This is a genomic window from Rhizobium sp. FKL33 (genome assembly GCF_005222915.1).
GTDB lineage: Bacteria > Pseudomonadota > Alphaproteobacteria > Rhizobiales > Rhizobiaceae > Rhizobium_E.
In genome coordinates this window covers 142505-155779 of sequence record NZ_STFX01000009.1, presented here as the reverse complement: position 1 = coordinate 155779, position 13275 = coordinate 142505, and the positions used below count along the sequence as shown (strand labels likewise).

Sequence of the window (13275 nt, the reverse complement as noted above, 5' to 3'; positions counted from 1 at the left end):
GGAATTGTCCCATCCGCCATGGTCGTGATCTATGATCGCGATGCGGCGCTTTCAAGGCTGAAACTTCACAAAATCGTGAAAAATAAGTCTACCTTACGATTCTGTTTCACCCTCGTTGCGCAACGCCTCTATCAACCTTTGCATATCCTTCGGCAGCGGCGCTTCGAAGCGCATCACCTCCCCGGTCCGCGGATGCTGGAACTGGAGAAGGAAAGCGTGAAGCGCCTGCCTCGGAAACTTCTCAACGATCTTACGCGCCGGTTGTTTCAACAGATTAACCTTCGTCTTGAAGGCGGCGCCATAATCTGTATCGCCGATCAGGGGATGGCCGATATAGGACATATGAACTCTGATCTGATGCGTCCGTCCTGTTTCCAGCCTGCAGATGACGCTCGCGGCCACTGAACTGCCGTCCTCGCGCCGATCATAGAAGTCGACGATCTCATAATGGGTGACTGCGTGACGGGCGTCGGGCGCGTCCTTGCTGGTCACCGCACGCCGCACGCGATCCGAAGACCGCCCCAGCGGCGCGTTGATCGTGCCCTTGGATGGCCGCGGCTGTCCCCAGACCACGGCGTGATAGGCCCGCTCGAGAGCCGTCGTGCGGCCGTGATCGGCGAATTGCTCGCTGAGCAGCCGATGGGAGAGATCGTTCTTGGCGGCGATCATTACGCCGCTGGTGTCCTTGTCGAGCCTGTGCACGATGCCCGGCCGCTTGACGCCGCCGATGCCGGACAGGCTGTCGCCGCAGTGATAGAGCAATGCATTGACCAGGGTGCCGTGCCAATTGCCCGCCCCCGGATGCACCACGAGCCCGGCCGGCTTGACCAGCACGATGACGTCGTCATCCTCATAGAGCACATCGAGCGGTATGTTTTCAGGCTTGGGCTGCGCCGCCTCGGGCTCGGGCAAGACGATCTCGACGCGATCACCGGGCGCGATCTTGCGCTTGGCCTCGGTGGTTTCCTTGCCGTTCAGCGAGACATCGCCATTTTCGATCAGCGTCTTGACGCGGCTGCGCGAAAACTCGGGGCCGAGCGCCTGGGCCAGCCAGGCGTCGAGCCGCCCCGATGCGGTTTCTTCGGCGATCAGGACTTTCCCCGCCTCGCCGTCTTCAGTAAAGGAGGCTGACATGAAGCTCAAACCCGATCAGGACCTGCGATGAACAATCCGAATTTCCCCGAGGAAGAAGAGAAGCCGCTCGATCCGACGATGGAAAAAGTGCGCCGGAAGATGGTGCGCCTGCTTTTCGTGTCCAGCTCGGCGATTATTCTCGCCCTTATGGCGGTCCTCGGCTCGCTTGTCTACAAGGCCAGGAACAATTCGGCCGCGCAACAGGCAGCCGTCGCTCCCGGTCATGGAGCAGCGCTCTCGGCTCCCTTGGCGACCCAGACCATCACCCTGCCCAAAGGCTTCGTGAACGAGGCGACCACGGTCGACGGCAATCGCGTCTGGTTCTCGGGCACCGACGCGACCGGCCGCCGGGTGATGATCGTTCATGACATCGCCACCGGCAAGACGATCTCCGACATCACTGTCGTCGTCCCCGAGCAATGAGCCTGAACGACCGCCTGATCCGGATCATCGACCCCGCTGATCCACGCATCGCGGCCTTCGGCGACATTCGGGAACGCGACCTCCGCCGGCAGCAAGGGCAGTTCATCGCCGAGGGCACGGTGGTGCTTCGGCTCCTTGCGGACGCGGCAAGGCGCGGCGGAGAATTCAGGGCCGAGGCGGTTTTCCTGCTGGAGAACCGCGTTGCCGGTCTTGCGGAGACGATCGCAGCCTTTCCGGAGGAGACGCCTGTCTATGTGGCGGATCGCGCGGTGATGAACGCCGTGGTCGGCTTCGACATCCATCGCGGCGTGCTGGCGCTCGGCAGTCGCGCGATAGAGCCCACGATCGAGAACAGGCTTTCGGCTCTTCCCGACCATTCGCTGGTCGTCGCCGCGATCGGCATCGCCAATCACGACAATATCGGCGCCATCTTCCGCAACGCCGCCGCCTTCGGCGCCGACGCGGTGTTTCTCGATGAGACCTGCTGCGATCCGCTCTACCGCAAGGCGCTGCGCGTCTCCGTCGGCGCCGCGCTCAAACTTCCTTATGTGAAGGCGGGGTCGGCCGCCGATCTCATCGGCGCGCTCGATCGCGCCGGCTTCAGCGTCTGGGGACTATCGCCCTCGGGTAACGTCGATATTCGCGCCATACCCGCCTCCCCGCGCATGGCGCTTCTGACCGGCGCCGAAGGCGAAGGGCTGCCGCCCGAGGTGATGAAGGCGGTCAGCACGGCGCGTATCCCGCAGGCGCCGGGGCTCGACAGCCTCAACGCCGGCGTCGCCACGGGCGTGGCGCTTTTCGCGGTAGCCTCGGCTATGCGCCGGATCTGAGGTCAGGTCTCGGGATAAAGTTCGCTGCGCGCCCGGTTGCCCAGCGAGAGCCGGTTATGCTCATTCGGCGCTGCCGTCGGCGGAAGAATGGCGCGGATCGGCGAGTCCCCGCCTTCCGCCTGGCCGACAATGGCGATCATCTTGGCTGCAATGCCGGCGATCTCCTGTCGCATCGCCTCGTCGCCGGCTGCATCCAGCGTCATCAACGCCTCGGCGGTCTGCTGTGACGATGTCTTCACCTGCTCCACCAGTTCCGCAGCGGCCTTGGCGTCGATGACTTTTACAGAGAGCCTCTGCCGCTTGCCCGCAGTCGGGGCCGCATTCTTGTCGACCGGAAGCGGCGTTTTGGGGCTACGCTGCGTCTTGTCGATCAGGATCGTGCGCTCGACAAAAGGCAGCGCGACGGCGGGGCCATCTTCGCCGGGCTGTTTCAGCCGATTCCTCAGTTTGGCGATTTCGCCCATCCGCCGTTCGAGCACGGTGTCCTTGTCGATGCTGCTCGACACTTCCTCGTTGAGCTTTTCCTCGAGGCGCCTGATCTTGTTCTCTTCGCGCGCCATCCGCAATTCGGCGTCCTTGGCCCGCACCGTCATCGACTTCAGATCGTCGCGCAGCGTCTCCCGCTCGTCGCGCAACCCGTTGACGCGCAGCTTCAGGCCCTCGATTTCGGTGTCGCGGCTCGCGAGCTCGATCTTGAGATTGTCGATCTCCACGCCGAGACGGTGGGCCTTGTGCCGAAGTTCGTCGATGCGGGCCTGGGTCATCTGCGCGCCGTGTTCGCTCTTGGCGAGCGCCTCCTTCGCACGGATGAGGGCCAGTTCCTCGTTGCGCAACTCTGCGCGCATTTCGGCGGCTTCCACCTTCATCGCCTCGACCGTCTGCAGCAGATCGCTGTTCTCGCCGTAAAGGCGCGAAGCTTCCGCGGCGACCTGGTCCCGAGACACGATCGCACTGGTCAGCTTTTCGCGCTCGACCCTGAGATCATGGCTGGTGCGCGCCATGGCGGCGGCCATTTCGGCGCGAACCATATCCTTCTGCGCGCGCAACTCCTGGCGGTTGATCGGCAGGGTCGTCATGATCCGGTTTTCGGTATAGGCGACGATGCGCCTGTGGATCGCAGGCGCCGCCAGAAGCGCCGCGACGACTGCCGTCAAAAAACCGAGGCCGAAAAGCAATCCAAATTCAATCACGACCGCCTCGCGCCGTTCAGATCCATGATTGCCCTGGAGCGCGCCGGCCGCTCAATCGCGGCTCACGCGCCAGGGCATTGTCCCACTACTTTAACGCCCAGCGGGCATTCGAGCAAACGCCGCCGCTCAGAACGGGTTCCAGGTCGGCTTGCGGGTGAGCTTGAGATAGCCGACATTCAAGCCGAGCCGTGCGCCGACGCCGGTGCGGATCGGCACCAGCAACACGTCGCGCGACTCCATCACCGTCATGCCGAAGCCGGCGATGACATAGGCCTGGCCGCTGACGCCGCCATAGCGCTTGTAGAGACTGTTCACTTCGGGAAGATTATAGACCAGCATCATGACCCGGCTGCCGGCTCCGCCGTAATCGATTCCGAGCGACGGCCCCTGCCAATAGACGTTATGCTGACCGGCATTCTTAGTGTAGAGATCGCCTTCGCCATAGGTGGCGCCGGCGATGAAGGCCCCTGCCCCTTCCTGGCCAAGAATATAGCCGTTGGGCAAACCATATTTCTGAAACGCCTTTTCCACGACCTTCGCCAGACCGCCGGTGGTCGAGCCGAAGAAGCCGTGCCCGGCGTCGACGATTTCGAGCATCGTGTATTGATCGCTCTGGGCGCGCGCCGGCGAATAGCCCACGACTGTGAGGATGAAGCAGAAAATGCCGATCAAGCGGGCGAGTTTTGGCGGTTTGGTCATCAGTCCGTCCGTCTCTTCCTGTGGCCGTTTCCAGGCCCGACGCCAGCATCGGCGTTGAAACTGGGCTCAGAAACAAATTAAGTGCATAGTGAAGCGATCCGCTTAATAATCGGTTTACCAAATGTGGTGTCTTTATGGCTGACGGTGATCGCCCGCATTAAAGGGCGCGCGCGGCGCAAGCATTGAATGACGAGCAGATGACGCGACCATGCCGGGCGCATCCCGGCTGTCCCAAGGAGAAAGACATGGCCAAGAACCCGAACCTGACCCTTGCAGGATCCGATCTCGCCGCGCTTTTGTGCAGCCGCGTCTGCCATGACGTGATTTCCCCGGTCGGCGCTATCAACAACGGTCTCGAATTGCTCGACGAAGGCGGCTCAGACGCCGACGCCCTCGATCTTATCCGCACATCGGCGCTAAACGCCTCGGTGCGCCTCAAACTCGCCCGCCTCGCCTTCGGCGCGTCGGGTTCGGTCGGCGCATCGATCGACACCGGCGAAGCCGAAAAGGCCGCCAAGGATTTCGCAGCCGCCGAGAAGAAGACGGAAGTGGTCTGGAACGGTCCGCGCGCGATCATCCCCAAGAACCGGGTGAAGATGCTGCTCAACCTGTTCCTGGTCGCTTATGGCTCGATTCCGCGCGGCGGCGTCATCGACGTGACGCTCGAAAATCCGGAATACGAGGCCAAGTTCACGCTCGTGGCCAAAGGCCGGATGATGCGCCTGCCGCCGAAATTCATGGAGATCAACTCCGGGCAGGTGGAAGAGGCGATCGACGCTCACGCCATCCAGCCCTATTACACGGTGCTGCTCGCCGAAGAGGCCGGCATGGTCCTCTCCGCTGTCCAGACGGAAGATTCGCTCGTCTACACCGCCGTGATGGCTCCTGTCGAATAAACGCCTCAATCGCTCCGTTTGTTTGTTTGCGGGCGCTGCTCCTACAGTAACTGCTTGTTTATGGTTTTCTCCATAATCTTTGCCGCAGCGCGAAAGAACGACAATAGGGCGAACGATGAAGTTGCGTGTTCTGATTGCTGATGAAAGCGAGGCGGTGCGGAAAATCGCCGCCGACATACTGGGACAAATGGGTTACGATTGCGGCCAATGCGCCACGACGCTCGAAGCGCTGGCGCGGAGCGACGCGCAGATGCCGGACGCCCTGATCGTCGATTCGGCGATGACGGGCGCGCTCGACCTGATCCGCGCCGTCCGCAGCATGCGCGACGGTCGCCGCCCTCTCATTCTCTACAGCCTGGTGAAAGCGGATCTTCGCTGCCTGATGGCGGGCAAAACCGCCGGCGCTTCCGATTTCCTGCTGAAACCTTTCGATCGCAAGGTGCTCGCCGCAGCATTCTCCGCCATCCCATCAATGGAAGCAGTGGCCTGACTTTTAACGTCTTAGCCTATCAAACGCCCCGACCGAGTCGGGGCGTTTTGCGTTCATACGAACCCTCCCCTTCCAGCGCGTCTGACAACGGCAAAAAACCCGCCTCGACATTCGAGACGGGTTTCTGCGGGAATAAGGCAAGGCAGAGGGATCAGGCGCTTTCCATATACTCCGAACCGTCGGGCTCGCGCAGCACATAGCCGCGGCCCCAGACCGTTTCGATGTAATTGGCGCCGCCTGCGGCTGCCGCGAGCTTCTTGCGCAGCTTGCAGATAAAGACGTCGATAATCTTCAGTTCCGGTTCGTCCATACCGCCATAGAGGTGGTTGAGGAACATTTCCTTGGTGAGCGTGGTGCCCTTGCGCAGCGAGAGCAGCTCCAGCATCTGATATTCCTTGCCGGTCAGATGCACGCGCTGGCCGCCGATTTCGACCGTCTTGGCGTCGAGATTGACGATCAGGTCGCCGGTGATGATGACCGACTGGGCATGGCCCTTCGAACGGCGAACGATCGCATGGATGCGCGCCACCAGCTCGTCCTTGTGGAACGGCTTGGTCATGTAGTCGTCGGCGCCGAAGCCGAGACCGCGCACCTTGTCTTCGATCCCCGCCATGCCCGACAGGATCAGGATGGGGGTCTTGACCTTGGACAGGCGCAGCGTGCGAAGCACTTCATAGCCGGACATGTCGGGCAGGTTCAGGTCGAGCAGGATGATGTCATAATCATACAGCTTGCCCAGATCGACGCCTTCCTCGCCCAAATCGGTCGTGTAGACGTTAAAACTTTCGGATTTGAGCATAAGCTCAATGCTCTGCGCTGTCGCGCTGTCGTCTTCAATTAGTAGAACCCGCATCTTCGTCCCCTTTTCCGCCGCCTTGAAAGGTGCAACGTCCTAACCCGGCCAGGATCCAGCTTTTGCCTGATTTGGAGGCTGCCATCAAATGGTTAACAAATTCTGATTCATCCTGGCAAGGTGTATCGTATTTGTTAAAGATTTTTCGTAGCCCCCTGATTTTCATCACACATTCCGAGAACCCATCTTAACGTTTAAGATGAGGAACCCCGGCTAACTGACTCCGCAGACTCATTCTTTGGACTTCGTCGATCTCTGGCCTTCGCCATTTACCGACCCTTAAATGATGATGGCTATCATTAACGATGCACGTAAACGAAAGGTTACCGCCGTTATGTTTTTATTAACGTCGGCGAACTTTTTTCGAGGGATTATGAAAATCCTTCGGCGGGCAGTCCTGTTGTAAGCGGGTCTCGCTATCCATGGAGTATTGCGTATGAAGTCGCGTGAGAGCCTAGTGCGTCTGAAGGAATTCCAGCTGAAGGAGAAACGCCGGCAGCTGAAACAGCTTCAGATGATGATGGCCGAATTTGAGCGTATGGCCAAGGATCTGGAAAACCAGATCGTTTACGAGGAAAAAAAGTCCGGCATTACGGACCCCAACCACTTCGCCTATTCCACTTTCGCCAAAGCCGCCCGTCAGCGCGCCGACAATCTTCAGGTTTCCATCAAGGAACTGAAGGTTCAACAGGATGCTGCGGAAGCCCAGGTGGAAGAGTTGCAGGCGGAATTCGATAAGGCTTCGGCCATCGAGGAACGGGACGTGAAGATGCGCGCCTGAGGCGGCGTCTGCCCGACGACATGAGATCTAGCCGCGCGGCTCCCACGCGCGGGCGCATCAGCGCGCGGCTAGATCTCATTGGCACACGCGGAAAAACCGCGGTCGCAACGAGCGACCGCGGTTTTTCCGTTGAGCTAAGACAGATTTCAGACCGACCGCAGCAGCGCTTCGGCTTCCTCGCGGGACGGCATGGCGGGCGCGGTGCCAGGCCGTGTCACCGAGATCCCGGCAACGGCGGAGCCGAAACGCACCGCATCGACAGGCGCTTCCCCGCGCGACAGAGCGGCGGCGAACCCGCCATTGAACGCATCGCCTGCGCCCGTCGTATCGACCACCTCGCCGGCCTTGAAAGCCGGGACCAGCACCGATTCGCCCTGAGTGTGATAAAGCGCCCCTTGTGAACCGAGCGTGATGATCGCCGTCTTGACGCCCATCGACAGCAGTTTGTCGGCCGCCGCACGGGCCTCGTCGACCGTCGTCACCGGCAGACCGGTCAGGATTTCCGCCTCGCTCTCATTCGGCGTGACATAGTCGCAGAGCGCGAAGACAGAGGCGTCGAGCGGTTGAGCCGGCGCAGGGTTGAGGATCGTCGTCGCCCCGCCCGCCTTGGCGATTTCAAGCGCCCGGATCGCGGCGTCGAGCGGTTGCTCGAGTTGCGTCACGAAGATCTTCGCCTTGCCGATCAGATCCGCCTGGGCGTCCATATCCCCTGGAGAAATGGTCGCCGCCGCGCCCGGAGCCACGATGATGGCGTTGTTGCCCGTTCCCTCCTCAAGGAAGATGTAGGCGGCGCCGGTATAGCTTGTGGCATCACGGGTGACGACCGGGTTGACGCCGGCCTTTTCCCAGGTGCTCATCGCCATGTCGGCGAAAGCGTCGTCGCCGAGCTTGGTCAGAAAAGCGACGTCGCCGCCTGCGCGGGCGGCGGCGACAGCCTGGTTCGAACCCTTGCCGCCGGGCCCGAGCGAAAAGCTCTTGCCGAGAATGGTCTCGCCTATTTTCGGCTGGCGGGCGGCGCGATAGGCGGTGTCGGCGACGAAGACGCCGAGAATGACGATGTCATGCGCCATGGAACCCTCACGCAGCATCCGGCGGAATCACGCCCTTGGTGAGGATGAAGCAGCCGTAGAAACGACGCTCGCCGGTCTGGATGACCGCATAGGCCTTCTTGGCGAGATCGTAGAAGGCATAGCGTTCGACGCCCACCAACGGCCAATGCTTGCCTTCGGCCTTGTCGATCACCGACTGCACTTCCTGCTGCACCACAGGAATTTCGTTCGGATCGCCGACGACTTCCATGCGCTGGGCGGCGTTGTCGATGAAGGTGTCGAGCGGCATCAGCGAGAGGATCGCTTCGGCGGCCTGGGCGGAGGTGGTGTTCTCCATCCTCAGCAGGCTGCCATAGACCGTCTGCTGCGCCACCGATTCAGACGGGAAATTGAGGTCGGACAGGACGATGTAATCGCCATGACCCATGGATTTCAGAACATAGAGAACATCCGCATTGAGAAGCGGAGATAGACCTTTGAGCATGATGGCCTCCCTGGATTGTCGTTATGAAATGGATGCGGACGGCGACGACACGCCGCCATGCGCTCAAATGCGTTTTCCCGTCGCGGCGTCGAAGACATGCGAGGCTTCGCGGCGCGGTCTCAGACGTATGGTCTGGCCCGGCGTGAAGTGATGCCGCTCGCGGAACAGCGCGAGGATATCGCGGCCGCCGGCATGCACGAACACCATGGTCTCCGAGCCGGTAGGCTCGACCACGCCGACCTTGCCCTCGAACCCGTCATCGGCGATTTCGAGATGTTCGGGGCGGATGCCATAGGTGACCTCCTGCCCTTCCGTCACCGCGTGCTTGGTCCCGACCGGCAACAGCACGTCGCCGGCTTCGACGAAGGCTTCGCCGCCGACGATCTTCACGCGACCCTTGATCAGGTTCATCGACGGCGAACCGATGAAGGTCGCCACGAACAGATTGGCGGGATTGTCGTAGAGTTCGAGCGGCGCGCCGATCTGCTCGACGCGGCCATCCTGCAGGACCACGATCCGGTCGGCCATCGTCATGGCTTCGACCTGGTCATGCGTGACATAGATAGTCGTGGTCTTGAGGCGCTGATGCAGTTCCTTGATCTCGGTGCGCATCTGCACGCGAAGCTTGGCGTCCAGATTGGACAGCGGCTCGTCGAACAGGAAGACCTGCGGATTGCGCACGATGGCGCGGCCCATGGCCACGCGCTGCCGCTGACCGCCCGACAATTGCCGGGGATAGCGGTCGAGATAGGGCGTCAGGCCGAGAATATTGGCAGCAGAAGCGACGCGCTCGGCGACGATGGCCGGGTCGGTCTTCTTGAGCTTCAGCGAAAACGCCATGTTGTCCTTGACCTTCATATGCGGATAAAGCGCATAGGACTGGAAGACCATGGCGATGTCGCGGTCGGACGGCGGCACATTGTTGACGATGCGATCGCCGATCAGGATCTTGCCGCCGGAGATGCTTTCGAGCCCCGCGACCATGCGCAGCAGCGTCGATTTTCCGCAGCCCGACGGACCGACGAGCACCACGAATTCGCCATCGGCGATGTCGATATTGACGCCGTGAATGACTTCGAGAGACCCATAGGCCTTCCTGACGTCCTGGACCAGAACCTGAGACATTCCACCTCCCGAAATGCGGATGTCGTCTTGAACCCGAAGCCTCATGGCGATCGTTGTTCAAAACTTACAATACCTCCCCAAAGGCGCTCCACGGCCGCTACGGGCCGCCGCTCCCTTAAATTCCGTGTAGCCGACGCCGAATGGACTGTCCAGATTTTTCCGGACGCGTATGTATTGCGTCGCAGCAATATTGCCGCAACGCAATACAAGCCATTGAAATTGATGATTGACGGCCGCCACGAGACAGATTTATTTTGAAAATCGCGGAATCCGGCGTGATTTACGCAGAGACTGCGGAGGAGCGGACGCTTTTGTCCTTATCGATGTCGGTAAAATACAATTTGCGTCCGACGCGGTCCACATGCAAGACTTCTTCGACGATGCAGCGAGGCGGGGAGTGCGCCAGGCTGGATCGTAGCCACCATGGGAGGATATGGCGTGAAAGTTGAACTTTATGAACTGTTGGCCAGGCAGGCCATGAACCGTCGCAGCCTGTTGAAGGGCGCGGCGAGCCTCGGCGCGATGGGCCTTGCAGGCACAGCTCTGTCCGGCATCGCCGGCCCGGCAATGGCGCAGGACAATCTGCGCGCGGAAATCCTGAAGATTCCTGGCGTCGGCGCGGGTTCTCCCACGGACGCGGACTGGCAGAAGGTCGGCGAGCTCTGCCTCGGCGCGACCAAGGCCTCGGTGAAGGAAGGCGAGTTCAAGGGCGTCGAACTGTCCTTCATGGGCCTCAACAACCAGAACCTCCACAACGTGCTGTTCCGCGGCCTGCTTTACGCCTGGGAACAGTATACCGGCGCTAAGATCAACTGGATCGACCTCGCCCAGGCCGACTATAACGCCCGCCTGCAGCAGTCGATCGCCACCGGCACCGTCGACTTCGACATTCTCGAAATGGGCGCGCCCTTCGAGGGCGACGTCTGCGGCAAGGGTCTGGCCTCGGTTATGCCGGATTGGGTCAAGCAGCAGATCGACATGGACGACTATGTCGGCTACCTCAAGGCGCCGGTCGGCACCTGGGACGGCAAGACCTACCGCATCTCCGTCGACGGCGACTGCCACAACTTCAACTACCGCTCCGACGTGTTCGCGAGCGCCGACCTCGCCAAGGCGTGGAAGGACGAAGGCCACCAGGGCGAATGGGGCGTACCGAAGACCTGGCAGCAGGTTCAGGAAGTCACCAAATTCCTCAAGGGCAAGCAGCTCGACGGTCAGGATCTCTACGGCTATCTCGACGCCCCCAAGGGCTGGGGCGGTTTCGGCTTCTACTTCCTCGCTTCGCGCGCGACGGCTTACGCCAAGCATCCGGACGACAAGGCTTGGCTGTTCGACGCCGACACGATGAAGCCGCGGATCAACAACCCGGCCTGGGTTCGCACTATTCAGGACGTCATCGACGCGCTGCCCTCGCAGCCCGCCGACCAGCTCAACGCCGACCCCGGCACCACCGCCTTCCAGCAGTTCCTCGCCGGCACCGGCTCGATGCTGGCCTGGTGGGGCGATGTGGGCTCCTCGGCGAAGACCTCGGATTCGTCGGTCATCGGCGACACCGTGGGCTTCTCGATCCTTCCCGGTTCGGACGACGTCTACAACGCCAAGACCGGCCAGTGGGACAAGCTCGCTTCGGGCCCGAACTACGCGCCGAACATGGCCTATATCGGCTGGGGCATCTACGTCATGGCCCGCGTCGATTCCGATCCGGTCAAGCAGAAGGCGGCCTGGTCCGCTGCGGCCCATCTCGGCGGCAAGGACATTTCGCTGTGGACCGCCGCCTATCCGTCGGGCATGCAGCCTTACCGCAACTCGCATTTCAACATCGAGGAATGGGTTGCCGCCGGCTATGACGAGGCCTTCATCTCGTCTTATCTCAGCTCGGAAAAGGACAGCTACAACCATCCGAACGCGGCCATCGAACCGCGCATCCCCGGCATCTTCCAGTACTATTCGGTCGCCGAAGACGAACTGGCCAAGATCTTCGCCGGTCAGCTGACCGCGCAGGAAGGCGCCGACAAGATCGCCGCCGCCTGGGAAAAACTCACCGATCAGATCGGTCGCGACAAGCAGATCGCGCTCTACAAGGCCTCGCTCGGCCTCTGAGCGCGTGACATCAGCATCTGGGCCGGCGGCGGCGTTGCGTCGCCGGCCCTTCTGTTTACCAAGACATCAAGAGGAATGGGCGGAGCCGCATGTCGAGCAGCGCTGATCTGGTCAATGACCGGTTGTTCACGGTCAACACCGACGACGAAATTCCCGAAAGCCGCAAGCGGCTGGGCCGGCTGACATTCTGGGCGGCGACAGCCCTCCTGGTCATCACCGCCGTCATCCAGAGCCTGCATGTGGCGGGCTCGCTAACTTTCGGCTTCGAGAACTGGCGGCCGGTGCTCTACGCCGTTCTGCTATGGTGCGTGGCGCTGGCCTATTCCCTGGTGATGGTCCGCGGCGAATACGGCAAGAAGATGCTGTTCATCCTGCCGGCCTTTCTGTTCACCGTGTTCATGGTGATCTTCCCGACCCTCTTCGGCCTCTATATCGCCTTCACCGACTGGAACCTGTCCTCCTTCGAAGGCCAGCATTTCAACGGCGCCGACAATCTCGTGAAGATGGCCAGCGATCCCTATTTCTGGAACGCCATCCTGAACATGGTCTATTATGTTTTGGCGATCCTGGTGGAATACGCTATCGCCTTCGGGCTTGCGCTGCTGCTGAACGCCGAGATCCGCGCCCGCAAGTTCTTCCGCGTCGCCTTCCTTCTGCCCTTCATGCTCTCGCCGGTGGCGGTGTCCTGGATGGTCGGCAAGTCGCTCGGCGAATATCGCTTCGGCCCGCTGGCCACGCTCGCCCGCCATCTCGGTTGGGACCAGCCGGCCTTCTTCGCGACGCCGGGCATCGCCCGCGTCTCCATCATGATCATGGACGCCTGGACCTATATCCCCTTCATGCTGATCATGCTGCTGGCCGGTCTTCAGGCCATGCCGAAGGAAGTCCAGGAAGCAGCCCGCGTCGACGGCGCAACGCCCTGGCAGGCTTTCTGGCGCATCACCTTCCCGCTGATGCTGCCGGTGTCGATCACCGCCGTCATTCTCCGGGTGATCTTCAAGCTGAAGCTGGCCGACATCGTCATCAACATGACCGCCGGCGGTCCCGGCGGAGCGACCGACACCGTCACCAGCTTCATCTTCCGCGAATATCGAGAGCGATCGAATGTCGGTTACGGCACTATGTTGGCCTTCGTCTATCTCGTGCTGATCATCCTCTTCGTGACCGGGCTGTTGAAACTCGCCAGCCGGTGGAACACCAGCGAACAGAATTGAGGAGCAC

The 13275-nt window shown here is 61.3% G+C and carries 14 protein-coding genes; 7 read left to right on the top strand and 7 right to left on the bottom strand.

Going from position 1 to position 13275, the window contains the following annotated elements; genetic code table 11:
* Positions 1 to 93: 93 nt before the first annotated feature.
* Positions 94 to 1134, bottom strand: coding sequence for an RluA family pseudouridine synthase (locus tag E8Q41_RS06880; protein ID WP_137154774.1), 1041 nt, complete (start codon positions 1132 to 1134; stop codon positions 94 to 96).
* A gap of 27 nt (positions 1135 to 1161) precedes the next feature.
* Between E8Q41_RS06880 and E8Q41_RS06875 the strand changes: the two genes are divergently transcribed.
* On the top strand, positions 1162 to 1557 hold the full coding sequence (locus E8Q41_RS06875) for a hypothetical protein (RefSeq protein ID WP_137154773.1): 396 nt from the start codon (positions 1162 to 1164) through the stop codon (positions 1555 to 1557).
* Between the two features lie 2 nt (positions 1558 to 1559).
* Positions 1560 to 2387, top strand: coding sequence for an RNA methyltransferase (locus E8Q41_RS06870; protein WP_170976401.1), 828 nt, complete (start codon positions 1560 to 1562; stop codon positions 2385 to 2387).
* Positions 2388 to 2389: 2 nt separating this feature from the next.
* Here E8Q41_RS06870 and E8Q41_RS06865 read toward each other — a convergent pair whose 3' ends face one another.
* Entirely contained in the window at positions 2390 to 3577 is a 1188-nt protein-coding gene (locus E8Q41_RS06865; protein WP_137154771.1) for a hypothetical protein, read from the bottom strand.
* Between the two features lie 126 nt (positions 3578 to 3703).
* Complete coding sequence (locus E8Q41_RS06860) at positions 3704 to 4276, bottom strand: EipA family protein (RefSeq protein WP_137154770.1); 573 nt, start codon at positions 4274 to 4276, stop codon at positions 3704 to 3706.
* Positions 4277 to 4521: 245 nt separating this feature from the next.
* Here E8Q41_RS06860 and E8Q41_RS06855 point away from each other — a divergent pair, with 245 nt between their 5' ends.
* Both E8Q41_RS06855 and E8Q41_RS06850 read left to right on the top strand, forming a co-directional pair.
* On the top strand, positions 4522 to 5172 hold the full coding sequence (locus E8Q41_RS06855) for a histidine phosphotransferase family protein (RefSeq protein ID WP_137154769.1): 651 nt from the start codon (positions 4522 to 4524) through the stop codon (positions 5170 to 5172).
* A 115-nt stretch (positions 5173 to 5287) separates the two neighbouring features.
* On the top strand, positions 5288 to 5662 hold the full coding sequence (locus E8Q41_RS06850; RefSeq protein WP_137154768.1) for a response regulator: 375 nt from the start codon (positions 5288 to 5290) through the stop codon (positions 5660 to 5662).
* 151 nt (positions 5663 to 5813) lie between these two features.
* On the opposite strand, the gene ctrA is transcribed toward E8Q41_RS06850, so the two are convergent.
* A complete protein-coding gene (ctrA, locus tag E8Q41_RS06845; RefSeq protein WP_137154767.1) occupies positions 5814 to 6515 on the bottom strand; it encodes a cell cycle two-component system response regulator CtrA in 702 nt (233 codons plus the stop codon).
* Between the two features lie 436 nt (positions 6516 to 6951).
* Between ctrA and E8Q41_RS06840 the strand changes: the two genes are divergently transcribed.
* A complete protein-coding gene (locus tag E8Q41_RS06840; protein ID WP_137154766.1) occupies positions 6952 to 7296 on the top strand; it encodes a flagellar export protein FliJ in 345 nt (114 codons plus the stop codon).
* Between the two features lie 146 nt (positions 7297 to 7442).
* On the opposite strand, the gene rbsK is transcribed toward E8Q41_RS06840, so the two are convergent.
* From rbsK to ugpC, 3 genes are all read right to left on the bottom strand, one after another.
* On the bottom strand, positions 7443 to 8366 hold the full coding sequence (gene rbsK, locus E8Q41_RS06835) for a ribokinase (protein WP_137154765.1): 924 nt from the start codon (positions 8364 to 8366) through the stop codon (positions 7443 to 7445).
* Positions 8367 to 8373: 7 nt separating this feature from the next.
* On the bottom strand, positions 8374 to 8829 hold the full coding sequence (locus E8Q41_RS06830) for an RbsD/FucU family protein (RefSeq protein ID WP_137154764.1): 456 nt from the start codon (positions 8827 to 8829) through the stop codon (positions 8374 to 8376).
* 63 nt (positions 8830 to 8892) lie between these two features.
* Positions 8893 to 9954: a sn-glycerol-3-phosphate ABC transporter ATP-binding protein UgpC gene (gene ugpC, locus E8Q41_RS06825; RefSeq protein WP_137154763.1), complete on the bottom strand. Its 1062-nt coding sequence runs from the start codon at positions 9952 to 9954 to the stop codon at positions 8893 to 8895.
* Between the two features lie 438 nt (positions 9955 to 10392).
* Between ugpC and E8Q41_RS06820 the strand changes: the two genes are divergently transcribed.
* Complete coding sequence (locus E8Q41_RS06820; RefSeq protein WP_246660104.1) at positions 10393 to 12054, top strand: substrate-binding domain-containing protein; 1662 nt, start codon at positions 10393 to 10395, stop codon at positions 12052 to 12054.
* A gap of 89 nt (positions 12055 to 12143) precedes the next feature.
* Entirely contained in the window at positions 12144 to 13268 is a 1125-nt protein-coding gene (locus E8Q41_RS06815; RefSeq protein WP_137154762.1) for a sugar ABC transporter permease, read from the top strand.
* Positions 13269 to 13275 lie beyond the last annotated feature (7 nt).

Coding starts and splice junctions, on each gene's coding strand:
- E8Q41_RS06880 (WP_137154774.1), bottom strand. CDS start 1,134: ATGTCAGCCTCCTTTACTGAAGACGGCGAGGCGGGGAAAGTCCTGATC.
- E8Q41_RS06875 (WP_137154773.1), top strand. CDS start 1,162: ATGAACAATCCGAATTTCCCCGAGGAAGAAGAGAAGCCGCTCGATCCG.
- E8Q41_RS06860 (WP_137154770.1), bottom strand. CDS start 4,276: ATGACCAAACCGCCAAAACTCGCCCGCTTGATCGGCATTTTCTGCTTC.
- E8Q41_RS06855 (WP_137154769.1), top strand. CDS start 4,522: ATGGCCAAGAACCCGAACCTGACCCTTGCAGGATCCGATCTCGCCGCG.
- E8Q41_RS06850 (WP_137154768.1), top strand. CDS start 5,288: ATGAAGTTGCGTGTTCTGATTGCTGATGAAAGCGAGGCGGTGCGGAAA.
- ctrA (WP_137154767.1), bottom strand. CDS start 6,515: ATGCGGGTTCTACTAATTGAAGACGACAGCGCGACAGCGCAGAGCATT.
- E8Q41_RS06840 (WP_137154766.1), top strand. CDS start 6,952: ATGAAGTCGCGTGAGAGCCTAGTGCGTCTGAAGGAATTCCAGCTGAAG.
- rbsK (WP_137154765.1), bottom strand. CDS start 8,366: ATGGCGCATGACATCGTCATTCTCGGCGTCTTCGTCGCCGACACCGCC.
- E8Q41_RS06830 (WP_137154764.1), bottom strand. CDS start 8,829: ATGCTCAAAGGTCTATCTCCGCTTCTCAATGCGGATGTTCTCTATGTT.
- ugpC (WP_137154763.1), bottom strand. CDS start 9,954: ATGTCTCAGGTTCTGGTCCAGGACGTCAGGAAGGCCTATGGGTCTCTC.
- E8Q41_RS06815 (WP_137154762.1), top strand. CDS start 12,144: ATGTCGAGCAGCGCTGATCTGGTCAATGACCGGTTGTTCACGGTCAAC.